This window comes from Amycolatopsis albidoflavus (assembly GCF_039525725.1).
Taxonomy (GTDB): Bacteria; Actinomycetota; Actinomycetes; order Mycobacteriales; family Pseudonocardiaceae; genus Amycolatopsis; species Amycolatopsis albidoflava.
Map to the genome: position 1 here is coordinate 41,565 of NZ_BAAAHV010000023.1, position 22,396 is coordinate 63,960.

At 67.1% G+C, this 22,396-nt stretch carries 21 protein-coding genes; 15 read left to right on the forward strand and 6 right to left on the reverse strand.

Annotation, left to right across the window (positions count from 1 at the left end; translation table 11 throughout):
- Positions 1 to 20 precede the first annotated feature (20 nt).
- The 3 genes from ABD156_RS37455 (at position 21) to ABD156_RS37465 (ending at position 2,820) form a co-directional block, all read left to right on the forward strand.
- Complete coding sequence (locus ABD156_RS37455) at positions 21 to 980, forward strand: electron transfer flavoprotein subunit alpha/FixB family protein (RefSeq protein WP_116198804.1); 960 nt, start codon at positions 21 to 23, stop codon at positions 978 to 980.
- 176 nt (positions 981 to 1,156) lie between these two features.
- Positions 1,157 to 1,939: a GNAT family N-acetyltransferase gene (locus ABD156_RS37460; RefSeq protein ID WP_344285513.1), complete on the forward strand. Its 783-nt coding sequence runs from the start codon at positions 1,157 to 1,159 to the stop codon at positions 1,937 to 1,939.
- Positions 1,936 to 2,820 carry a lysophospholipid acyltransferase family protein gene (locus tag ABD156_RS37465; RefSeq protein WP_344285514.1) on the forward strand — a complete coding sequence of 295 codons (885 nt, stop codon included), beginning with the start codon at positions 1,936 to 1,938 and terminating at the stop codon, positions 2,818 to 2,820. The genes ABD156_RS37460 and ABD156_RS37465 overlap by 4 nt, the downstream gene beginning before the upstream one ends.
- Before the next feature lie 433 nt (positions 2,821 to 3,253).
- On the opposite strand, the gene ABD156_RS37470 is transcribed toward ABD156_RS37465, so the two are convergent.
- On the reverse strand, positions 3,254 to 4,159 hold the full coding sequence (locus ABD156_RS37470; protein WP_344286102.1) for an NADP-dependent oxidoreductase: 906 nt from the start codon (positions 4,157 to 4,159) through the stop codon (positions 3,254 to 3,256).
- A gap of 442 nt (positions 4,160 to 4,601) precedes the next feature.
- On the opposite strand from ABD156_RS37470, the gene ABD156_RS37475 reads away from it, so the two are divergent.
- The 3 genes from ABD156_RS37475 (at position 4,602) to mnmA (ending at position 8,325) form a co-directional block, all read left to right on the forward strand.
- Positions 4,602 to 5,966: an MFS transporter gene (locus tag ABD156_RS37475; protein ID WP_344285516.1), complete on the forward strand. Its 1,365-nt coding sequence runs from the start codon at positions 4,602 to 4,604 to the stop codon at positions 5,964 to 5,966.
- Positions 5,967 to 6,030: 64 nt separating this feature from the next.
- The gene (locus tag ABD156_RS37480; protein WP_344285518.1) at positions 6,031 to 7,227 is read left to right on the forward strand and encodes a cysteine desulfurase family protein; all 1,197 of its coding nucleotides are present in this window, start codon (positions 6,031 to 6,033) and stop codon (positions 7,225 to 7,227) included.
- Positions 7,228 to 7,230: 3 nt separating this feature from the next.
- Positions 7,231 to 8,325: a tRNA 2-thiouridine(34) synthase MnmA gene (gene mnmA, locus ABD156_RS37485; RefSeq protein ID WP_344285520.1), complete on the forward strand. Its 1,095-nt coding sequence runs from the start codon at positions 7,231 to 7,233 to the stop codon at positions 8,323 to 8,325.
- A gap of 5 nt (positions 8,326 to 8,330) precedes the next feature.
- Here the strand turns inward: mnmA and ABD156_RS37490 are convergent, their stop codons facing one another.
- The 4 genes from ABD156_RS37490 to ABD156_RS37505 all read right to left on the reverse strand — a co-directional run bounded on the left by ABD156_RS37490 (position 8,331) and on the right by ABD156_RS37505 (position 11,903).
- Positions 8,331 to 9,605 carry a DUF222 domain-containing protein gene (locus ABD156_RS37490; RefSeq protein ID WP_344285522.1) on the reverse strand — a complete coding sequence of 425 codons (1,275 nt, stop codon included), beginning with the start codon at positions 9,603 to 9,605 and terminating at the stop codon, positions 8,331 to 8,333.
- A 150-nt stretch (positions 9,606 to 9,755) separates the two neighbouring features.
- On the reverse strand, positions 9,756 to 10,199 hold the full coding sequence (locus ABD156_RS37495) for a GNAT family N-acetyltransferase (RefSeq protein WP_377926235.1): 444 nt from the start codon (positions 10,197 to 10,199) through the stop codon (positions 9,756 to 9,758).
- Between the two features lie 52 nt (positions 10,200 to 10,251).
- Positions 10,252 to 11,295 carry an MBL fold metallo-hydrolase gene (locus ABD156_RS37500; RefSeq protein WP_344285526.1) on the reverse strand — a complete coding sequence of 348 codons (1,044 nt, stop codon included), beginning with the start codon at positions 11,293 to 11,295 and terminating at the stop codon, positions 10,252 to 10,254.
- A gap of 104 nt (positions 11,296 to 11,399) precedes the next feature.
- A complete protein-coding gene (locus ABD156_RS37505; RefSeq protein WP_344285528.1) occupies positions 11,400 to 11,903 on the reverse strand; it encodes a hypothetical protein in 504 nt (167 codons plus the stop codon).
- Positions 11,904 to 12,244: 341 nt separating this feature from the next.
- On the opposite strand from ABD156_RS37505, the gene ABD156_RS37510 reads away from it, so the two are divergent.
- The 5 genes from ABD156_RS37510 to ABD156_RS37530 all read left to right on the forward strand — a co-directional run bounded on the left by ABD156_RS37510 (position 12,245) and on the right by ABD156_RS37530 (position 17,586).
- Positions 12,245 to 13,279 (forward strand): uroporphyrinogen decarboxylase/cobalamine-independent methonine synthase family protein, encoded by a 1,035-nt coding sequence (locus ABD156_RS37510; protein ID WP_344285530.1) that lies wholly within the window; start codon positions 12,245 to 12,247, stop codon positions 13,277 to 13,279.
- A gap of 73 nt (positions 13,280 to 13,352) precedes the next feature.
- Complete coding sequence (locus ABD156_RS37515) at positions 13,353 to 14,063, forward strand: hypothetical protein (protein ID WP_344285533.1); 711 nt, start codon at positions 13,353 to 13,355, stop codon at positions 14,061 to 14,063.
- An 11-nt stretch (positions 14,064 to 14,074) separates the two neighbouring features.
- On the forward strand, positions 14,075 to 16,234 hold the full coding sequence (ligA, locus tag ABD156_RS37520; RefSeq protein WP_344285536.1) for an NAD-dependent DNA ligase LigA: 2,160 nt from the start codon (positions 14,075 to 14,077) through the stop codon (positions 16,232 to 16,234).
- Positions 16,227 to 16,721 (forward strand): GNAT family N-acetyltransferase, encoded by a 495-nt coding sequence (locus ABD156_RS37525; protein ID WP_344285539.1) that lies wholly within the window; start codon positions 16,227 to 16,229, stop codon positions 16,719 to 16,721. Before ligA ends, ABD156_RS37525 begins: the two co-directional genes overlap by 8 nt.
- Before the next feature lie 319 nt (positions 16,722 to 17,040).
- The gene (locus ABD156_RS37530; RefSeq protein ID WP_344285544.1) at positions 17,041 to 17,586 is read left to right on the forward strand and encodes a hypothetical protein; all 546 of its coding nucleotides are present in this window, start codon (positions 17,041 to 17,043) and stop codon (positions 17,584 to 17,586) included.
- Positions 17,587 to 17,675: 89 nt separating this feature from the next.
- Here ABD156_RS37530 and ABD156_RS37535 read toward each other — a convergent pair whose 3' ends face one another.
- Positions 17,676 to 18,329, reverse strand: a complete 654-nt coding sequence (locus ABD156_RS37535) for an ACT domain-containing protein (RefSeq protein WP_037716711.1) — start codon at positions 18,327 to 18,329, stop codon at positions 17,676 to 17,678.
- A 221-nt stretch (positions 18,330 to 18,550) separates the two neighbouring features.
- Here ABD156_RS37535 and gatC point away from each other — a divergent pair, with 221 nt between their 5' ends.
- From gatC to ABD156_RS37555, 4 genes are read left to right on the forward strand one after another with little or no spacing between them, the layout of a single operon-like run.
- Entirely contained in the window at positions 18,551 to 18,850 is a 300-nt protein-coding gene (gatC, locus tag ABD156_RS37540) for an Asp-tRNA(Asn)/Glu-tRNA(Gln) amidotransferase subunit GatC (protein WP_009073996.1), read from the forward strand.
- On the forward strand, positions 18,847 to 20,364 hold the full coding sequence (gene gatA / locus ABD156_RS37545) for an Asp-tRNA(Asn)/Glu-tRNA(Gln) amidotransferase subunit GatA (protein ID WP_344285553.1): 1,518 nt from the start codon (positions 18,847 to 18,849) through the stop codon (positions 20,362 to 20,364). The genes gatC and gatA overlap by 4 nt, the downstream gene beginning before the upstream one ends.
- On the forward strand, positions 20,361 to 21,866 hold the full coding sequence (gatB, locus tag ABD156_RS37550) for an Asp-tRNA(Asn)/Glu-tRNA(Gln) amidotransferase subunit GatB (protein ID WP_344285556.1): 1,506 nt from the start codon (positions 20,361 to 20,363) through the stop codon (positions 21,864 to 21,866). The genes gatA and gatB overlap by 4 nt, the downstream gene beginning before the upstream one ends.
- Positions 21,867 to 22,385, forward strand: coding sequence for a hypothetical protein (locus ABD156_RS37555; protein WP_344285559.1), 519 nt, complete (start codon positions 21,867 to 21,869; stop codon positions 22,383 to 22,385). It begins immediately after the preceding gene.
- Positions 22,386 to 22,396: the final 11 nt, after the last annotated feature.

Sequence of the window (22,396 nt, forward strand, 5' to 3'; positions counted from 1 at the left end):
TTCGAGGAGGATTCCGGAAAATGGCTGAAGTACTCGTCCTCGTCGACCACGTCGACGGTGATGTCAAGAAGGTCACGCTCGAGCTGCTGACCGCTGCGCGCGCCCTCGGCGAGCCCTCCGCCGTCGTGGTGGGCCCGACCGGCACCGCGGCGAAGGCCAAGGAAGCGCTCGCCGGCCACGGCGCGGCGAAGGTGTACGTCGCCGAGGGCGACGACGCTGCCGGTTACCTGGTGACCCCGAAGGTCGACGTGCTCGCGAAGCTCGCCGAGCAGGTCTCGCCGGCCGCGGTGCTCGTCGCCGCCAGCGCCGAGGGCAAAGAGGTGGCCGCGCGGGTCGCGCTGCGGCTGGGCTCCGGTCTGCTCTACGACGCGGTCGGTGTCAACGCCGACGGCACCGTGGACCAGTCCATCTTCGGTGGCGCGTTCTCCGTGAAGGCCAAGGCTGCCAAGGGCGCGCCGGTCGTGTCGGTGCGTCCGGGCGCGGTCGAGGCGGAAGCCGCCGATGGCGCGGCTGCCGAGGAGACCGTCGAGATTCCGGCGCAGGACCCGGCGAAGGCCGCCAAGATCACCGGCATCGAGCCGGTCGTCGGCGGCGACCGTCCGGAGCTGACCGAGGCGTCGATCGTCGTGTCCGGTGGCCGCGGCGTCGGCTCTGCGGAGAAGTTCGACGTCGTCGAGAAGCTGGCCGACTCGCTCGGCGCGGCTGTCGGCGCGTCCCGTGCCGCTGTCGACTCCGGCTACTACCCGGCGCAGTTCCAGGTCGGCCAGACCGGCAAGACGGTGTCGCCGCAGCTGTACATCGCGCTCGGCATCTCCGGCGCGATCCAGCACCGCGCCGGCATGCAGACGTCGAAGACGATCATCGCGGTCAACAAGGACGCCGAGGCTCCGATCTTCGAGATCGCCGACTTCGGCGTGGTGGGCGACCTGTTCAACGTCGCGCCGCAGCTGACCGAGGCTGTCGACAAGCGCAAGGGCTGACGTTTTCTTTCGCCCGGAAGGCCGTCGCGTGCTCGCCACGCGGCGGCCTTCCGCGTTCTCCGGAACCTTCTCGTCTGTCTGAGAGGAACCTGAGAACCCGCAATTAACTCAACGTGCACTGACCGGTCATCGATTGGCACTCTCCGAGGCCGCTTACCGGCAGGTACACCTTGACCATGACGTCGTCACAGCTCCTCGTCAGTACTGATCAGGCGGGTGCCGACCTTCCCGCAGGCGCGCCGCGGTATTCGCTTCTGGTCGCCAACGGGAACGATGAAGTGCTCGCCGCACAGAAACTGCGATACCGGGTTTTCGCCGAGGAGATGGGGGCGGAACTGCATTCCCCGGAGCCCGGCCGGGATGTCGACTACTTCGACGAATTCTGCGACCACCTCGTGGTCCGCGACGACAACACCGGCGAGATCGTCGGCTGCTACCGCATGCTTCCGCCAGACCGCGCCGCGCAGGCCGGAAAGCTTTACTCTGACAGCGAATTCGACCTGACGACGCTCGCCGCGCTGCGGCCGTCCCTGGTCGAGACCGGACGGTCCTGCGTCCACCCCGACCACCGCAGCGGCGCCGTCGTGAGCCTGGTGTGGGCCGGGATCGCGCGCTACATGCTCCTTTCCGGGCACCGTTATCTCGCTGGCTGCGCTTCGGTCCAGCTGAACGATGGCGGCAGTTACGCGGCAGGCGTCTGGGATGTCTTGCGCACCAAACACCACGCTGACGACTCGTTGCGCGTCTCGCCGTTGCACCCGTGGGACCCGGACGCGATCGCGCGTCCTGACCGGGCCGTGCTTCCGCCGCTGATCAAGGGTTACGTGCGGCTCGGCGCCAAAGTGTGCGGCCCGCCGGCCCTCGACGCCGACTTCGGGGTCGCGGACTTCTTCGTCCTTCTTGATCTGCAGCAGGTCGACGAGCGGTACTTGAAGTTCTTCCTCGGAGCGCAAGGATGAGTCACGCTTGGATGCCGACGTCGCCTTGCGGTGACGGTTGCCTCACCGAAGGCGCGCCGACTGTTGCCTTCCCTCGGCGAATTTTGCGCTTCACCGCAGCGATTTCCGTGGTCTTCGCGGCGCTGCTGGTCGCGCCGACGTTGCTGGTGATTCGCGGCCGAAGCCGGGAACGCTTGCTGCGCCGGATTTTCCGCGCGGTGCTGAGGGCGTTCGGGGTGCGGATGTCTGTCGTGGGCGGTGCGGACTTCCTCGCCGCTCCGGCTGGCCGCGGCGCGCTCGTGGTGAACAACCACATCTCGTGGCTGGACATCATCGCCATCAACGCTCTGCGTCCGATGCGTGCGCTCGCGAAGATCGAAATCGGCTCCTGGCCGATCCTCGGCACGCTCGTGCGTCGCGGCGGAAGTATTTTCCTGGACCGCAACCGTTTGCGCACCTTGCCGGGCACCATGTCCGAACTGGCCGACAGCCTTCGCTCCGGCGCGCTCGTCAACGTCACCCCCGAGGGCACCACCTGGTGCGGCCTGGCCTCCGGCCGCTTCACGACGGCCACCTTCCAAGCCGCGATCGACGGCGGTGTCCCAGTCCGGCCGATCGCCCTTCGCTACCGCCTCGCCGACGGCCGCGAAACCAGCCAGCCGGCGTTCATCGGCCCGGAGTCGCTCATCGCCTCCCTGCGCCGGGTCGCCGCGCTGCGCGGCCTGGTCCTGGAAGTGCATGTGTGCCCGGAGATCGCTCCCGGCCGCGCCGAGGACCGCCGTTCGCTGGCTGCTCTTGCCGAAGCCTCTGTCCACTCGGCCCTCGGCACCGTCCGCATCCCGCCACAGCGTCGCCGGGTCCTGGTCGGCCGTCGCGCGCCCTCCCAGCCGGTTGTGCACTGACGAAAACCCTGGTCACGATGCTGCGGAGGGGTTTTGCCGTTTTTTGGCGACACCCCTCCGCAACTCTCCGACCCCTGCATGCTGGTCTCTCCACCGGCAACAGTCAGCCCATTCGCCACTCAACGGCAACAGTCACCTAACTCGCCTCGCCGCCGGACGGCCACGACTGCCCGTCCCCCCCCCGCCGGTGCCCGCAGCTCGCCATCCGTCGCCGCCGAATGGCGACGAATCGCTCGCGTCGGCGCACCTGGTCTCCGCGCTCCGCGTCTATCGCCGTTGAGCGGCGACAGTCGCTTGCTTCGGCGCGGCCCGCCCGTCGAGTTCAGTCTTTCGCCACTAAGCGGCAACGGCTGCTCGCCGCGGTTGGCGCAAGTCGCCGACACTAACGATCACCTGCAGGTGCGCCATCGTCGATCCTAGCCGACAATCGTGGTCAGGAAACGGCAATAGTCAGCTTCCCGCCTGGGTGCCCATTCCGGCTCTCCTCCTGTGCGGCTGCGGCTTCCTCTAACGGAAAAGTCTTCCCCTGCGCAATCCGCAGTCCATTGTGTACATACCCGAGGATCTCGTTCAGTACCTCTGGCGTCTGCCCGTCCTGGCCTCCAGACGAGAAAGGCAGACCGAGCTCGAACGCCGCGCCATCTGCGATGGTGACGATGCGATCCTTCGACCCTCGCAGCTCGACCGATTCCGGCAAAACGCCATGCCCGGACGCGTCGAACACCGCGTCCACCGGACGGTCCGCCACTTCACGGACCCTCTCCAGCCACCCGTCGCCGTAACGCACCGGAATCGCGCCCAGCGCTTTCACCTCATCGAGATTGCGCTGTCCAGCCGTTCCGATCACCGTCGCGCCCAACGCGACCGCGATCTGTGTCGCGAACCGGCCGACAGCGCCACTCGCTCCGTGGACAACCAACAGTTCGCCAGCTTTGACATCCAGCAGACGCAACACGCGCAACGCGGTTTCGCCAGCAACCGGCAATGCCGCGGCGTCGTCCCAGGAGAGGCCAGCCGGCTTGCGAACGATCGCTCCGCCGAGCGCGAACTCCGCGTACCCACCGGTCGCCGACCAGCCGAGCACCTCGTCTCCGACGCCGAATTCAGCGCCGTCGCCCACCGCGTCGACTACTCCCGCGATCTCCAGTCCCGGTATCCGCGGACCTTCAAGCGCCGCGCCGCCGGCCATCGCCCCACAACGAATCTTCCAATCGATCGGGTTGATCCCCGCGCGCCGGACGGCGACCCGGACCTGCCCCGGACCGGGCTCCGGCGTCGGGACATCCTTCAGTTGCAGCACTTCGGGCCCGCCGTACTCGGCGAATGTGATGGCTCGCATCTCGGTTCGCACTCTCCTTCGGTCGCCGTACGTCCTACTTAAAGCCAACCAGCATCCGGCGCATTCCGAACCGCACGCTCGATTCGCCAGTAAACGGCAACACCCCCGCCCTGTCGCGCTCGCTCACCTTCCCCTGCCCCGGCGTCGTGACGCAGACGATGCCCAACGGTGGCGCCCAGGAAGCCTGATTCATCGGTCTAGGCGACCAATACAACGTCAGCAGCTACCCGGCGTCATCGACTTGCTGCGCCGAACGCCCCTCGACTGCCCGGACGCGGCATGCGCAGGGATCCCGCAGGTCCGGCTTCCCAAGCTTGAACCGCGAAACCCCACCTCCTGACGCTTCGAATCCCCTCCCGCCGCGGTGTGCCTCACCGCGCACCCCCGAAAGGCCGGCCGGCAGCTTGACCTCCAGAGCGCTGGAGGTTGCAAGCTCACGATCATGAGCCAGACCGTCGGAGTACAGCCCCGAAAAAGCGTCCTTTGGAGTCGCGAACACCGTCTTGTCACCGTCGGCCTGCTGCTTGTGGTCACACTGGTGGCCTTCGAAAACATGGGCGTCGCCACTGCGATGCCGACGCTGGTCGCCGAACTGAACGGATTCGCCCTCTACTCCTGGCCGTTCACCACCTTCTTGGTGGCCAGCGTCGTCGCCACCGTTTTGTCCGGACGGCTAGGCGACCGCAGGGGACCAGCGCCAGCTCTCCTGGTGGGGCCGGTGCTGTTCGCCGCGGGACTAGCCGTCGCAGGCGTCGCCACCACGATGCCGACGCTCCTAGTCGGCCGTGCGCTGCAGGGCTTCGGCTCGGGATTTCTGCTGGTGTCCGTCTCGCTGTTGATCGCCCTGACGTTCACCGACCGCGAACGCCCCATCATTTATGCCGCCAATGCTGCGGCTTGGGTCCTCCCAGCGGTCATCGGCCCGTCCGTTGCCGGTTTGGTGACTGTGACCGTCGGCTGGCGATGGGTCTTCCTCGGCCTGCTCCCGCTGGTCGGGATCGGAGTCGTCCTCCTTTACAAGATCACTCGTGGCTTGCCCGCCCATGTGCCACTCCCAGCCGGACGTCGCGCAGGCGTCATCTCCGCTGTTGTAGCTGCGCTCGGAGTCGCCGCCCTGAGCTGGGCCGCGCAACACCCATCGCCTGCCGCGCTTGCCTATGGAGCCGTAGGTCTTGTCGCGCTAGCTGTCGCTCTGCGCAAACTCCTGCCCGCCGGAACTATGACCTCTCGTCCCGGATTGCCAACGGTGGTCGCCTCTCGCGCCCTGCTCGCTGGCGCGTATGCGGGCATGGAGGCGTATCTCCCGCTGACCATGACCGCTGTCCACGGCTATAGCCCCGCTCTCGCCGGCCTGCCGCTGACCATCACCGCGCTTGGCTGGTCCGCCGCGTCGGCACTCCAAGGCCGGTTCCTCGACTGGTCGCGAGAGGCATCGCTGCGCACCGGCTTCGTGCTCGTCGCTGTGGGTCTGGTCGGCTTCGGGTTTGTCGCCCAACCGTGGTTCCCCGCCTGGGTGGCCTTCGCTGTCTGCGCAGTCGGCGGAGCAGGGATGGGAATCGCGATGCCCGCCGTCTCGGTCCTTCTGTTGCGCTACTCGCCGGAGGGGGAGCGGGGGTTCAACACCTCCGCAATGCAGCTGGCCGACTGGGTTGGATCAGCGCTGCTCATTGGCCTCGGCGGGGTGCTCCTTGCCGCCGTCGCCTCCGCCGCGCAGCCTTCTGCCGCGATGGGACTGCTCAGTGTCACCCTCGTCCTGCTCGCGCTGCTCGGCGTCTGGCTCACGAGCAGGTGGCCGAAACAGGTGTGACGTGCCACTCTGCGGCCTGGGGCGAGCTTCGTCACAGGCCGCATCGGTCTACCCTGATAGGGCGATGACCTATCTCGACCACGCGGCAACCACTCCGATGCTGCCCGAAGCCATTGCGGCGATGACTGAGGCTTTGTCCACCGTGGGCAACGCCTCCGCGCTGCATTCTTCGGGACGGCGAGCTCGGCGAGCCGTCGAGGAAGCACGCGAAGTGATCGCCGCCGCTTTGGGCGCGCGGCCGTCGGAGGTCATCTTCACCGGCGGCGGTACGGAGAGTGACAACCTCGCGGTCAAGGGCATCTTCTGGGCCCGCAGCGGAGAGGACTCGGCTCGGCGTCGCATCCTGTGCAGCACGGTCGAGCATCACGCGGTCCTCGACACGGTCGAGTGGCTGGAGCAGCACGCCGGTGCCGAGATCACCTGGCTGGAAGTAGACGACCACGGCCGGGTATCGCCGGAAACGCTCCGCGCCGCGATTGATTCGGCCCCTGAGACGGTTGCCCTCGCGACGGTGATGTGGGCGAACAACGAGGTCGGCACCGTCAATCCGGTCGCCGGTCTCGCTGAGGTCTGCAACGAACACTCGATCCCCCTGCACACCGATGCCGTCCAGGCGGTCGGTGCAGTTCCCGTCGACTTCACCGCATCCGGCGCGGCCGCGCTCACACTGACCGGCCACAAGCTCGGCGGCCCGTACGGTGTCGGCGCGCTTCTGCTCGACCGCGACACCTCGTGCGTCCCCGTTCTCCACGGCGGTGGCCAGGAACGCAGCGTTCGCTCAGGCACTCTCGACGTTCCGGCGATCGCTGGCTTCGCCGCTGCGGTGCAAGCGACGATCAGCGGTCGCGCGGAGTACGCCGCCCGGGTCGAGAAGCTGCGTGACGAGCTTGTCGCCGGGGTCCTGCGCGAAGTCCCGGACGCGATTCTCAACGGCCGCGACGGTGAGCGTTTGCCGAGCCACGCTCACTTCACTTTCCCCGGCTGTGCGGGCGACAGCCTGCTGATGCTCTTGGACGCCAAGGGCATCGAGTGCTCCACCGGTTCGGCGTGCACCGCCGGTGTTGCGCAACCAAGTCACGTTCTCCTGGCAATGGGGGCAGACGCAGCCGCAGCCCGCGGCTCGCTCCGATTTTCGCTTGGCCACACGTCGACGCTGGAAGACGTGCATACCCTGGCCCGTGAGATCGGTGGCGTCGTCACCCGCGCCCGACAGGCCGGTCTCGCCGGCATGCGCAAGCAAACGCAGAAGCAAGAGGTGTAACCAATGCGGGTTTTGGCCGCAATGAGCGGAGGAGTCGACTCGGCCGTCGCCGCTGCGCGTGCAGTCGACGCAGGCCACGACGTCGTCGGAGTGCACCTGGCGCTTTCGGCTCAACCTGGCACGCTGCGGACTGGTTCCCGCGGCTGCTGCACCATCGAAGACTCCCATGACGCCCGCCGGGCCGCGGACATCCTCGGTATCCCGTTCTACATCTGGGATTTCGCCGAGCGCTTCACCGAAGAGGTCGTTGAGACATTCGTCGGCGAGTACGCGGCGGGCCGTACGCCGAACCCTTGCGTGACTTGCAATGAGAAGATCAAGTTCGAAGCGCTGCTTGAGAAAGCGCTCGCTCTTGGCTTCGACGCTGTTGCGACCGGCCACTATGCGCGGCTGGCGACCGTCGACGGCGAGCTGGAGCTTCGCCGGAGCGCGGACGAAGGCAAGGACCAGTCGTACGTGCTGGCTTCACTGCAGCCAGACCAGCTTCGCCACGCGATGTTTCCGCTGGGCGACTCCTGGAAGTCGGACGTGCGGGCTGAGGCGGAGCAGCGTGGGCTTTCCGTGGCACGGAAGCCAGACAGCCACGACATTTGCTTCATCCCGGACGGCGACACCAAGAACTTCTTGGAGAAGCGGCTTGGCGAGCGTCCCGGCGAACTGGTCGATGCGGAGACGGGTGCGGTGCTCGGGCGTCACACCGGCGTGCACGGATTCACCGTGGGCCAGCGGAAGGGCCTCGGTATCGACGCGCCGGCCGCTGATGGGCGACCTCGTTATGTCCTTTCGCTCGAACCTGTTTCGGGCACGGTAAAGGTCGGGTCGTCAGCAGACCTCGGTGTCCAAGCCATCGACGCGGACCGGGCGATCTGGCCGAGCGGACGAGCTTTGGACGGACCGACTGAATGCACCGTCCAGGTTCGCGCACATGGCGGCATCGCCGATGCGGTCGCCGAAGTGGATGAAGACGGGCAGGTCGCGATCCAGTTGCGCGAGCCGTTGCGTGGGGTGGCACCGGGCCAGGTCGTTGTCCTTTATCGGCGAGATGACCAGGCCGGCGACCTCGTCCTTGGGAGCGCCAAGATCTCTGGCACGCACTGACCTCCTTATGCGCCTAGGCGTTCCTCTCCAGGCTGTTCTGGCGTGGGCTGGGGATCGTGCAGCGGCGGAGGCGCGCTTTCAGCTTTCTCGCCGGTCGGTGTCGTGACGATGAGCTTTCCGTCCTGCAGGACCTCGTAGGTCCAGTCGGCTCGATTCTTAAGACGGCGGTGCCGTAGGCAGTAGCTCAACGTCGAGTCTGCGTCCGCGGAATCTGGCCCTGTCGGTTCCGTCAAGCAGTTCTGCGCGGGCCGCGGGCAGCCGGGCTGTCGGCATTCACGGTCGCGGACCCGCACGAACTCGTCCACATCGATGCTCGGCCGATACCGGAACTTGCCGACCTCGATCACTTGTCCGGTCAGCGGGTCAGTGATGACTCGGCGGACGACCGTGTCGGGGCCGGTGGCGATGTGGCGCGCGAGTTCGGCCGGGATGTGACCGTGGCTGGCCAGCTCGGCGGGATTGTCGTTGAGCCCCAGGTAGGTCTGCAGATCGACATAGAGATACACCTCGGTCTGCTCGGGAACGCCGCCCTTGCCGCTAAGCAAGAGATCGATCGCGACGTCAGCACGCAGCTGGTCTAGAGTTCGCTTCTCGTCGCCGGTCTTGAGCGATCGAGCGATCTTGTCGACGCGGAGGTAGGCCGCTGTCGCTTTGTCGGTCGAGGCGTTGTCGACCGAGATCCGCGAGATGCCTTCGCTCTGGTGCTGCAGGATGACGCGGCGCTCGGCTTTCCGCTGAGCCAGTCGGTCCATTGCGCCGTCCGGGTCGATTTTCGTTGCGGCGTAAGCGGTTGCCTTGCGGACCTGGGTCGGGTTCTTGTCCTCCAGCCGGTGTTCAAGCAGGTAGTCGACCATCCGTGCGTGGCGGTCGGACAGTTGACTCGTGCCGTCGGTGACCTTCATGGCGCGATAGAGGTCGAATTTGCCCTCATCCATCAGCCGGAAGGTTCGAGGCAGACGCTGGGCCAGAGCGTCGGCGGCGGCGATCATCGCTCCGGCTCGGGTATCGGTGATGTGCAAGGCAAGCGCGAACTCGCACGCCAGCTCATGCGGGTCTGATCTTCGTCTTCGCATGCCTGCCATGCAATGCAGCTGCAGGGCCTGCAAACGGGCGATCTGGCGGTTCGCGTCCTTCACCGCTGCCATCAGCTGGTCTGTCTGCAGGCGATTGAAGAGGTCGAGGTTCGCGTGCATGGTGCGAAGCAGGAAGGCGAGGTCTGCGGTTTCGGTGGTCTTGTTGGCCTGATCGGCGTGGTTCGCCGGTGTAGTCGACTGGCTCATGATCGTCACGATACGCATCTATTCGGGCACAGTCAGCTAAATTGCGCGAAGGGACCCATCGTGCAATCGCTTGGCTTTTGCGTGACAACTCTGGCACGGTGAAAGTCGGGTGATCGCGCGAGCATGGCTAGAGCTGTGCAGAGGAGGTGATCAGAGATGCAGCTTGAAACCGGTGTGACTCGCGACGAAGCCCAATCGTTCGTAGAAGCGGTGCGCTGCCGTCCTCGTTGTGTCCGAGGTGAGCTGGACGAGGTTGCAGCCACGTCGCCGCGATTCGTCGATAGCCCACTGGACGAGCTGCGCGCCCAAGCCTGAGCCGCGGTGGTCGCGGTGTACGCGCACAGCTTCGATTTGTCCGCGAAGGGCCCCGCGTCGTGCGAGGCCGGGGATGATCGTGAGCTGAAGTGTGGCTATCGGTCGGTCATTTGATGTTGCGACGACCAGCAGCTGATTTGGTTCTGCAGCAATGGCTTTGAACGCTCGCAGGTAGGGCTCAAGGTCGGTTGGCGAGTCGCGGGTTGCTCCGAGTTGGTCGTCCGCAAGCATCTGGACGATGGCTTCGACGTCCTCGGAGCGAGCTCGTCTCACAGTGATGGGAGGCACGGAGGATCAGTATTCCACTGGGCGGGTGATGGACGGTTGTCCGCTACGTGGTCTTGTAGCGGCGAATGCCGTCGACGTCTTTGGCTGCGAGCTTGTTCTGCGAGACCAGGAGATCCAGGTGCGCGCCAGTCTCGAGTACGGCGAGCATCTGATTGAAGGCGTCCATTTCGGACAGTTTGCGGCCGCGACGGGTCCAGCCGAGGCGGTTGGCAGCTTCAAAAGCGGTCGTGGCCCCGGCTTCGATTTGAGCCGCCATCGTTTCGAGACGTTGCCGGTGGTGTTCGACAAGCTCGTCGATCCGGGCATGCACGCTGTCGGTGACTGGCCCATGAGCCGGCAGCATGCGCCGGTCCGGCATGCCGCGAACGAGGCGGAGGGAGTCGAGATAGTCGTTCAGCGGCAACTCGGCCGGAACCGGCTGGAATCCGATCGACGGAGTGATGTGCGGGAGCACGTGGTCGCCGGTGAACAAGAGATTGGCCGCGCCGTCTACGAAAACCACGTGCCCGTTGGTGTGTCCTGGAGTATGGACCACGTCGAATTCGCGGTCGGGCAGCACTGCGCGCCGGCCGGGCGTCAGCCATTCGTCCGGCTCTTCCCAAAGATTGGCCTCGGTGTGGCGAGGTTCCGAACCGAACAGCTTGCTGAGCGCGGTGATGACCTCTTGTCCGTCGCTGAGGCGGAGGAGGTCGAGTTGGGCTTGCATGGGGAACTGGTTCGGGTTTGCGCTCGCGTCGAGCGAAGGCTGTTCGAGCTTGCCGAGGGCGATCCGGTTGCCGAACTCGCGCCGAAGCGCGACTGCCTGCGTGTAGTGGTCACGGTGGACGTGGGTGATGAGGAACTCTCGAACATCGCCGAGTTCGGCATCGATCGCCTTGAGTGCGTCGGCCAATAACTGGCGAGATTCGGTGAGAGCCCAACCCGAGTCGACGAGCACGAGATTCGTGCCATCGGTGACTGCGTAGACGTTGACTGCCCGCAAGGCGTCGTTCGGCAGCGGCAAGGGGATCCGGTAGACGCCGGCGGCCACTTCGTAGACCCCGGGATCCGCCCAGTTCGAGTTACTGCCTTCGGGCAACGGCTCCACGGTGACCTCCGTCCAGGCGGGACCTCGGCGTCCCGGACTTTCCTTACATTGGGCCGTATTCCGGTCGCTGTCCACCTGGCGGCGCTGAGACACCGGTCACGTGGTCAGCCGGGTTGCGCGGTGAGTGCGATGTCGATGGTCAACGTTGTCGCGACGAGCATGCTGGCCAGGGGCTCCGGAACCTGCAGCGGGATCTCTACGAGACAGGCGTTGCCGCTGATCGGCGAAAGCTCGGGCGACGGGTGTCCGACGTGGGCGACTTCGGTGCCGGCTGGGTCCTCGACGGTGACTTCCCATCGTTGCCTGCCACGGGCGACGACCTTGGCGATTGCTTTGCCTTCGGCACGCAGGGTGAAACGGACGCCGCCTGCGCTGGCCGGGATGATTTCGCCGATCGGCGTCCCGTCCGCGCGGGTGACCACGAAGCGGGCCAGCGGGTCCTTCGACGGTTTCTCGACCTTGAGGACAGTGCTCTGGTTCGCGTCGCGGACCTCGAACCTGCGGCTGACGTACTGATCAGATTTCCACAGGAGCTGAATCAATTTGCGCAGGAAACTGGGGGCGGTGACAGCAACTCCGCCAATGTGGAGGCCCTGGCGGTCGAACACGCCGTACTCCTCGCCGACGGCAGTCGGCTTTGCCTCCCGGCTGACGTAAAGGACCGGCTCTGTGAAGAGAGTCCGCTCAAAGGAGCGGCTTGACGCTCGGCGGTACGGTGCTCCGGGCATAGTGCCCCGCCGCGGCTCCCGGGCGGATGCGTCACCGGGTGTTTTGCCGGGCGGTGGCGGGGCGGGGCTGGTCATGACGATCCAGACTAACGCGGTGACCGCGAATTCGGTGCAGGCAAAGGGATATGCGGCGAATGTCCGGCTATTGCCGCGCGGTCGGGTGAAGCTTGTCCCGAGGGGCGGTGCGGACCGCGGGCGTCCGTTCCGCGACAATCCGGCCTGTGAGTGAACGACCTTGGCCCGCGGGCGCGGCGACGGGAATCGGGTCCATGCCGGGGACCGATCCCGTCGAGGCCGCTGCCGTCGTGTTCGGAGAACTTCCTGGCTTCCCATATGTGCCCGAGTTGCCGGCTCGCGGCGTCGGCGCCGACCTGCTCGGCCGGACCGCGGCGTTGCTCGTGGACCTCGCCGTCGAGGTCATGCCCAGCGGTTACCGGGTCGCCGGGCGGCCGGGTCACGACCATCGGCGTGGGCGTGACCTGCTCCAGTGGGACCTCGACGCCGTCCAAGCCGCCCGCGAGAACGCTGGTGCGCCATCAGTCCTCAAGACACAGATCGCCGGACCCTGGACGCTAGGCGCGGGGATCGAGCTCGCCCGCGGACATCGGGTGCTCACTGACCGCGGGGCGTTGCAGGACTTCACCTCGTCGCTGCTCGACGGGCTTTCCCAGCACGTCGCGGAGCTGACCGCGAGGACCGGCGCGCCGGTGGTCGTGCAGCTCGACGAGCCGTCGCTGCCTGCTGTTCTCGCCGGAAAACTGGCTACTCCGTCGGGATACGGCAACGTGCCCGCAGTGCCTGAACCCGAGGTTCGGGAGCTGCTGGCGACGACGATCGAACGGATCGGAGCGATGACCGGGCAGCCGGTGGTCGTCCACTGCTGCGCTTCGCGTCCGCCGATCGCGCTCTTCCGCGCCGCGGGTGCTGGGGCTGTCGCGTTCGACGTCAGCATGCTCGCCGGGGCGTCCGCCGCGCTTCTGGACGAGATCGGCGAGGCTTGGGACAGCGGTATTTCGTTCTTCCTGGGCCTCGTGCCGGCCACGGACCCGGTGACGGCTCCGGGGTTGAAGGAAGTCGCGTCGCCGGCGTTCAGGCTCGTGGACCGGCTGGGTTTCAACCGTTCGATCCTGGCCGAGCGCGCTGTTCCGACGCCTACTTGCGGTCTGGCCGGTGCCACGAACGAGTGGATGCGCCGTGCGCTCGCTCTTAGCCGCGACCTGGGCAAAGGGTTCGTGGAGCCGCCCGAGAACTGGTGATTTCGCGGACGCGCCGCTGCCGTGGCGCGTACCGTGACTGGTGAAGAGAAACAACCGGGGGAAATTCCGAATCATGCGTTTGTTCCGTCGCCGCCGCTCGGAAGCCGACACCGAAGCCGCGCCGCCAGATCCTCGTACGCCGTGGCCTGAGCAGCAGGTGCCGTCCGACGCTGTCGCCGCGGCGGCCGCGTTCTGGGAAGGGTGGTACGACCTCCTGCCCGAGGTCAGTGCCGCACTGGGCGAGGGCGAGCCGCATCGCGTCGAGCACGATCTGTGCGTGCTGGTCGAGACGCTGCACCCTCGGCTGCACTTCTCGCTGGAGCGCGGTCGGATGGCGATCTACGCGCTGGTCGTCAGCGGGCAGGAAGACCCGGAGCTGCGTCCGTACACCGACGCGTGGAAAGCGGCCGGACCGCCCGACGACGCGATCTGGGAGTACCACGATTCGGTGCCTCCGGTCCCGGATCCGACCGAGGTGACGGTGAACCTGGGCGAGCATCGCATCTCGCTCGCTGACGTCCGGGTTGTCGCGCAGGTGGACGACGGCGTGGTTGACGTCGCAGTGCATCACCCCGCGTTCGCTGACCTGGACGAAGCTTCGCGCACCACGATGACGTTCCTGCCGCTCGACGCGACGCTGGGCGAGCGTCTGGCCGCCGAGCGGCTGCGCCGGGTCGAGACCGCCGAGGCCGCGCCGGAAGGCACGATCGATCTTCTGGAGTTCCGGGAGCTGGTCCGCGGGCTGACGGAGCAACCGGACGAAAGTGTCGGTGCCTCCGGCTAGGCTCACCACCCGTGAGCAGCACCGACCTTCCCCAAGACCAGGTGGCCGTGGAGGCCGCCCAGGACGTGACCGACGTGCCGGCCGACGTGCGCGAGCGGCACGGCGCGCTTGCCGAGGAGATCCGCGGCCATCAGTTCCGGTACTACGTGCTGGATTCGCCGATCGTCTCCGACGGCCAGTTCGACGCGCTCCTCGGCGACCTCCAGGAGATCGAGGACGAGTATCCGGCGCTGGTCACGCCTGATTCGCCGACCCAGAACGTCGGCGGCACGTTCTCCACCGAGTTCACCGCGCACGACCACCTCGAGCGCATGCTGAGCCTGGACAACGTGTTCGACACCGACGAGTTCCTCGCCTGGGTCGAGCGTGTCGAGAAGGAAATCGGGTCCACGGAATACCTGGCCGAGCTGAAGATCGACGGCCTGGCCATCAACCTGCTCTACGAAAACGGCAAGCTCACCCGGGGTCTTACCCGCGGCGACGGGCGGACGGGCGAGGACGTCACGCTCAACATCCGCACCCTCGACCAGGTACCGGACGAGCTCACCGGCACCGACGAGTTCCCCGTGCCGAAGCTCGTCGAGGTGCGCGGCGAGGTCTACTTTCGCGTCGAGGACTTCCTTGAACTCAACGCGAAAATGGTCGAGGCGGGCAAACTGCCGTACGCGAACCCGCGCAATACGGCTGCCGGGTCGCTGCGGCAGAAGGATCCGAAGATCACGAGGGAACGCCGGCTCCGGCTGATCTGTCACGGTCTCGGCAAGCGGGACGGCTTCGAGCCGGTTACGCAGTCGCATGCCTACGACGCGCTGGCGGCCTGGGGGTTGCCGGTGTCGCCGCACACGCGAGTGCTGCGGACCAGCAAGGAACTCACCGATCACATCGCTTATTGGGGTGAACATCGGCACGACGCCGAGCACGAGATCGACGGCGTGGTGATCAAGGTCGACCAGGTCGCGCTGCAGCGCCGACTTGGCACTACGTCGCGTGCGCCGCGGTGGGCGATCGCTTACAAGTACCCGCCGGAAGAAGCGATCACGACGCTGCTCGACATCCAGGTCGGCGTCGGGCGTACGGGGCGGGTCACTCCATTCGCCGTCACCGAGCCGGTCAAGGTCGCGGGCTCGACGGTCGCGCGCGCGACGCTGCACAACCAGGAAGAGGTCAAACGCAAGGGTGTGCTGATCGGCGACCGGATCGTGATCCGCAAGGCCGGCGACGTGATTCCCGAGGTGCTCGGTCCCGTCGTCGACGCGCGGACCGGCGACGAGCGTGAATTCGTAATGCCGACCGAATGCCCGGAATGCGGCACGGAACTCGCCTACCAAAAGGAAGGCGACAAGGACATCCGGTGTCCGAACACCCGGTTCTGTCCCGCGCAGCTGAGGGAACGGCTGTTCCATCTCGCTGGGCGCGGTGCGTTCGACATCGAGGTGCTCGGGTACGAGGCGGCTGTCGCGTTGCTTGACGCGAGGGTGGTCGCCGACGAGGGCGACGTGTTCGACCTCAGCGAGGAGTCGCTCGCCGAGGTGGAGTTGTTCCGTACCAAGGCAGGCGACCTGTCGGCGAACGCGCGGAAGCTCCTGATAAACCTCGATTCGGCAAAGGACCGTCCGCTGTGGAAGGTGATTGTCGCGCTGTCGATCCGGCATGTCGGGCCGACCGCGGCGCAGGCCCTCGCACGGGAATTCGGTTCGCTGCAACGGATTGAGGACGCAAGCGAGGAGGAACTCGCGGACGTCGACGGTGTCGGCCCGACCATCGCGCACGCGGTGCAGGAATGGTTCGAGGTCGGCTGGCACCGGGAAATCGTCGAAAAATGGCGACGGTCCGGGGTTCGGATGGAGGAGGAGCGCGACGAGTCCATCCCGCGGAATCTCGAGGGCCTGTCGATCGTGGTGACCGGTTCGCTTGACGGGTTTTCCCGTGATGAGGCGAAAGAGGTCATCATGGCGCGCGGCGGCAAGGCTGCGGGATCGGTGTCGAAGAAGACGGCGTTCGTCGTGGTGGGCGACGCGCCGGGGTCGAAGTACGAGAAAGCTGTGCAGTTGAAGGTGCCGGTGCTGGACGAGAACGGGTTCCGCGCGTTGCTGGAGCGCGGTCCGGAGGCGGCTGCGGAACTGGCGCTCGACACTGGTGCGGACGAGGAAGCTGAGGGCGGCGATGAGTGACGTGGAGATCCGCCCGGCGCGGCGCGAGGAGTTCGATGCGCTCGGCGAGGTGACCGTCGAGGCTTACCGGATCGAGGGGTTCTTCGATACCGATGCAGCGTACGAGGCGAAACTTCGGGACGTCTCGGGGCGAGCGCAGCACGCCGAGTTGCTGGTCGCGGTCGATCCGGACGGGCAGGTCGTGGGGTCGGTCGCGATTGTCCAGCCGGGGAGCGAGCTGTCCGAGATTTCCCAGCCGGGGGAGTTGGAGTTCCGCATGCTGGCGGTCTCGTCGGCGGCGCGCGGTCGAGGGGTCGGGGAGGCGCTCACCCAGGCGGTGCTGGCCCGTGGCCGAGAACTCGGGGTCGACCGGGTGGTGCTAAGCAGCCTCGATGTCATGCGGAAGGCGCACCGGCTCTACGAACGAATCGGGTTCCGGCGGTTGCCGGGGCGGGACTGGCATCCGCATCCGGGGGTCAACCTGATCGCGTACGAATACGGCTTCTGAGGTCCCATTCTTGCAGGTCAGAGGCTTTTGCCGTTTTTTGGCGAAAGCGTTGGGCGGGGTTCGCCGGTGGTATTCGCCGTTGAGTGGCGACGGTTTGGCGGACCTCGCCCCAGCCTCTCGTCCAGTGCTGTCGAGTGGGTGGCGCGCCTGGCTGTGAGCGTTGGTCCGGCTCGGTCGGTCTCGGCCGTCGCTGGTGGACGGCAGTGTGGCGCGTCTGATTAGCGAGCTTCAACCGGCTATGGGTTGTAACGTGTAGATGTCTGGCTTCGACTCAAGCTGTCACGCGTGAAGTACCGACTCGTATCGAGGAAGCGTGATCATGGCGAAGTTCGTTCAAGCCGCCGTTCCGGTCGTTGGCGTTGCCGCGTTTCTTGCCGTCGCGTGTAACGCAGCACCACAACCAGGTGGCACTTCAACGACGACGGTCACGGCGGCGACCGTGACCGCGACGGCAACCGAGTCCGCGACGGCGACCGTGAGTGCGCCGATTAGTGCCGCGCAGCCGGCGACGATCAAAGTCCCTGACGTGTCTGGCATGAATCATCAGGACGCGCAGGACGCCATGCAGGCTGCCGGGCTGTACAACTTGAGAGAGGTCGATTCGTCCGGGAAGAAGCGGATGATGATCATCGACCGGAACTGGTGCCAGACCGGGCAGGATCCCAAACCCGGTGCTGTGGTTCCGCTGGCACGGTCGTCGCGCTCTATGCCGACAAGTGCTGATTACCGCCGTCTGGCACGCCCGAGGACCCGTTGCTGGACAGGTTCCCCTTCTCGGGGGAGATTGTCTGCACTTGATGACAGTGGATCGCGAGTAAACCCGCATGCGATGAACTGCCTCGCGTTGCTTCCGGAGACGGCCTGAACAGGCGGGTGCCAGGGTCCGAAACGTCCGGCCAAACGCGTCCAGTTCAGCTGCCCGAACCATTTAGGACAGCCGGCCCAACGCTTGGATCAGCCGTCCAGAACCACCGCGACGATCCCGGCGAAGTGCGCCAGCCGAGCGACCTCCGCGGCACGGAAGTTAGGCCCGCCAGGCCGCGCGACGAGCATCGCCTTTCCCGGCTTGCCGAGCGGAGTAGCGGCCAGCTCGGTGCCGAGTTCCTTCCACGTCTCCGGAACCCAGGAGTCCTCGCCGTCCAGGACAGTCGCGCGCTCCAGCGGCAGCCAAGGCAAGTCTGTGAACGGGTTCTCCGGCGCCGCGCTCGACGAAGCCAGGCGTCGCGGCCCCGATTCCGCGTGCTCGACGATTACCGCCCACCCGGCCCGGATGATCTTCGGCACACCTTCGGCGAGCAAGTCCAGACCGGCTTTCGGCTGTGCGGCGATCTCCTCGACCAGCTCCAGTTCGCGATGCGTGTCGAGGATGCCCGCGTACGGCCGCACCGCGTCGACCTCGACGCCTTCCACGCTCTCGGCCGCGGTGATCAGCGCGTCCGGGAGCCGGCCCGACGGGAGTTCGACCACCAGGTCGTCGATGGCGAGCCCGCCGCCGCGTTCCACCACGTCCACGCTCAGGATGTCGGCCCCGACTGTGCCGAGCGCGGTCGCGACCGCGCCGAGCGTGCCGGGGGAGTCCGGTAGCTGGACCCGGATCAGGAACGACACCACGCGCCCCTCTCGCCTCAGGCGTCCCAGCCCTGTCGTGGGACGCGCTTGCCGGGCGCCGATTGTGACAGACCGGGTACCCGCGGGGGCCCGCTGTCCGGCAAGCGGGACGCCCTGCCCGGCGCCCGCGGCCCGATAACCCGGTCGAACCGTCCGACGCCGTCACCATAGACTTGCAGCTTCCGAGAGCACCCGCACAGCACACCCCGGGAGTCACCCGCGTGCCCAACATTTCCCGAGACGAGGTCGCACACCTCGCCAGGCTGGCCAGGCTGGCCGTGACCGACGACGAGCTGGACGTTTTCGCCGGCCAGCTCGACCAGATCCTCGACTCGGTGGCGAAGGTCAGCGAAGTCGCCGCGGAGGACGTCCCGCCGACCTCGCACGCCGTGCCGCTGACGAACGTCTTCCGCGAGGACACCGTCCGGCCCAGCCTCGAGCAGCAGGACGCGCTGGCCGCCGCGCCGGCCGCCGAGGACGGCCGGTTCCGGGTGCCGCGGATCCTGGGAGAAGAACAGTGAGCGAACTCGTCAAGCTGACCGCCGCCGAGCTGGCGGCGAAGATCCACACGCGTGAGGTGTCCGCGGTCGAGGTCGCGCAGGCGCACCTGGACCGCATCGCCGCGGTGGACGACCACGTGCACGCGTTCCTGCACGTCGACACCGAAGGCGCGCTCGGCGCGGCCAAGGCTGTCGACGAGCAGCTTGCCGCGGGAGAGAAGCCTGCGTCGCCGCTGGCGGGCGTCCCGCTGGCGCTGAAAGACGTGCTGACCACGAAGGGCGTGCCGACAACCTGCGGGTCCCGCACGCTCGAGGGCTGGCTGCCGCCGTACGACGCGACTGTCACGCGCAAGCTGCGCGAAGCCGGCGTCGTGATCCTCGGCAAGACGAACATGGACGAGTTCGCGATGGGCTCCTCCACGGAGAACTCGGCGTACGGCCCGACGCACAACCCGTGGGACCACGCGCGCATCCCGGGCGGTTCGGGCGGTGGCTCCTCGGCGGCGATTTCGGCGTTCGAGGCGGCTCTCGCGATCGGTACGGACACTGGCGGCTCGATCCGTCAGCCCGGTTCTGTCACGGGCACTGTGGGCGTGAAGCCGACGTACGGCGGAGTGTCGCGTTACGGGCTCGTGGCGTTCTCGTCTTCGCTCGACCAGGCCGGGCCGTGCGCGCGTACGGTGCTTGACGCCGCGCTGTTGCACGAAGCGATCGCTGGCTACGACCCGATGGACTCGACGTCCATCAACGCGCCGGTGCCGCCGGTTGTCGCTGCGGCGCGCGAAGGCGCGAAGGGCGACCTGACCGGCGTACGCGTCGGCGTCGTGAAGGAGTTCGGCGGCGACGGTTACCAGCCGGGCGTGCTGCGGTCGTTCGAGACGGCTGTGGAGCAGCTTCGCGCTCTCGGTGCCGAAGTGGTCGAGGTGTCGTGCCCGCACTTCACGTACGCGCTGCCTGCGTACTACCTGATCGCGCCGAGCGAAGCGTCGTCGAACCTCGCGCGTTTCGACGCGATGCGGTACGGCCTGCGCGTCTCGGACGACGGCGAGCACAGTGCCGAAGAAGTCATGTCGCTGACGCGCGAAAAGGGCTTCGGCGCTGAAGTGAAGCGTCGCATCATGCTCGGCACGTACGCGCTTTCGTCCGGCTATTACGACGCGTACTACGGCTCTGCGCAGAAGGTGCGCACGCTCATCACGCGCGACTTTACGCAGGCTTTCGAGAAGGTCGACGTGCTCGTGTCGCCGACAACGCCGACCACGGCGTTCAAGCTCGGCGAGCGCGTGGACGACCCGATGGCGATGTACCTCGCCGACCTGTGCACCATCCCGTCGAACCTCGCGGGCAACGCCGCCATGAGCGTCCCGAGCGGACTGTCCGACGAGGACGGGATGCCGGTCGGCCTGCAGATCATGGCCCCGGCGCTCGCCGACGACCGGCTGTACCGCGTCGGCGCCGCATACGAGGCCGCGCGCGACGCCGCTGCCGGCGGCTCGCTCGTGCACCAGGCTCCGGAGCTGGGAGGAACGAAGTGACTGCCGTGGCCGAGTTGATGGACTACGCCGAGGTCCTCGAGCGGTTCGACCCCGTGCTCGGGCTCGAGGTCCACGTTGAGCTCAGCACGAACACCAAGATGTTCTGCGGCTGCGTCAACGAGTTCGGCGGCGAGCCGAACACCAAGACGTGCCCGACCTGCCTCGGCCTGCCCGGTTCGCTGCCTGCCGTGAACGGCAAGGCGGTCGAGGGCGCGATCCGGATCGGTCTCGCGCTCAACTGCGAGATCGCGGAGTGGTGCCGGTTCGCCCGGAAGAACTACTTCTACCCGGACATGCCGAAGAACTTCCAGACCTCGCAGTACGACGAGCCGATCGCGTTCGACGGCTACCTCGACGTGACGCTGGACGACGGCGAGGTCGTGCGCGTCGAGATCGAGCGCGCGCACATGGAGGAGGACACCGGCAAGTCGCTGCACATCGGCGGCGCTACCGGCCGGATCCACGGTGCCGAGCACTCGCTGCTCGACTACAACCGCGCCGGCGTGCCGCTGATCGAGATCGTCACCAAGCCGATCACCGGCACCGGCGAGCGGGCTCCCGAGGTGGCGCGCGCGTACGTCACCGCGCTGCGCGACCTGCTGCGGGCGCTCGACGTGTCCGACGTCCGCATGGACCAGGGCTCGCTGCGCTGCGACGCGAACGTGTCGCTGATGGCCAAGGACGCCACGGAATTCGGCACGCGCACGGAGACGAAGAACGTCAACTCGCTGCGCAGCGTCGAGCGCGCGGTGCGGTACGAGATGACGCGCCAGGCGGCGATTCTCGCCGAGGGCGGGTCGATCCGGCAGGAGACGCGGCACTTCCAGGAGGCCGACGGCACCACGTCGTCCGGGCGCGCCAAGGAAACCGCGGAGGACTACCGGTACTTCCCGGAGCCCGACCTCGTGCCGATCGCGCCGTCGCGCGAATGGGTCGAGGAACTGCGCGCGACGCTGCCGGAGATGCCGTGGGAGCGACGCAAGCGGATCCAGGACGAGTGGAAGCTCTCCGACGAAGCGCTGCGCGACCTGCTGAATGTCGGTGCCGTCGACCTCGTCGCGGCGACGGTCGAGGCCGGTGCGAAGCCGGACGAGGCGCGCGGCTGGTGGGTCAACACGCTGGCGCAGGAAGCGAACACGCGCGAGGTCGAACTGACCGAACTGGCGATCACGCCGACGCAGGTCGCCGAGGTGATCGGGCTCGTGTCCTCCGGTGAGCTGACAAACAAGCTCGCCAAGGAGGTCGTGCAGGGCGTTCTCGCGGGCGAGGGTTCGCCGCGCGAGGTCGTCGAGAAGCGCGGTCTGAAGGTCGTCTCCGACGATTCGGCGCTGCTCACCGCCGTCGACGAAGCGTTGGCCGCGCAGCCGGACATCGCCGACAAGATCCGCGGCGGCAAGGTCGCCGCGGCAGGGGCGATCGTCGGCGCGGTCATGAAGGCGACCAAGGGCCAGGCCGACGCCAAGCGCGTGCGCGAGCTGATCATCGAGCGCGTCGGTTCCTGAGTGGGTTTCTCGCTCCGACGCGTCACCTGGCGCGAGTGGCTCGGCCTGGCGGCCGGGCTGCTCGCGGTCGGGTCGACGCCGCTGCCCTGGACTGTGCTGTCGGCCGATACCGCGACGTCAGACGTCCGCGACGCGTTCGGGACGTTGCCGCACAGCGACGTCGTGCGCACGGCGTGGCATTCGGATCTCTTCTCGTGGGGTCCGCCGCTGCTGCTTGCCGTGGTCGGGCTTGCGGTGGTGTTGTTCGGGCAGGTCAGCAAGGCGCGCGTGAGCGGGTTGCCGCAGCTGTGGCTGGTCGGCGGACTGGCGACGGTTTTGCTGATGGTGATCGGCTGGACGACGCTGGACTGGGTGTTCGACACCGATCAGCGTGCGTTCCTGGACGCTGCCGGGGTGTCGATCTCTGGTGGTATCGGGCGGTATCTGGGGATGGTGTTCGCGGTCGGGTCGGTTGTGGTCGCGATCGTGGACATCCGGGCGGCTCGGGCGGAGAGCCGGGCTTCGCGTCGTCGCCGCTGAACGGCGACGCG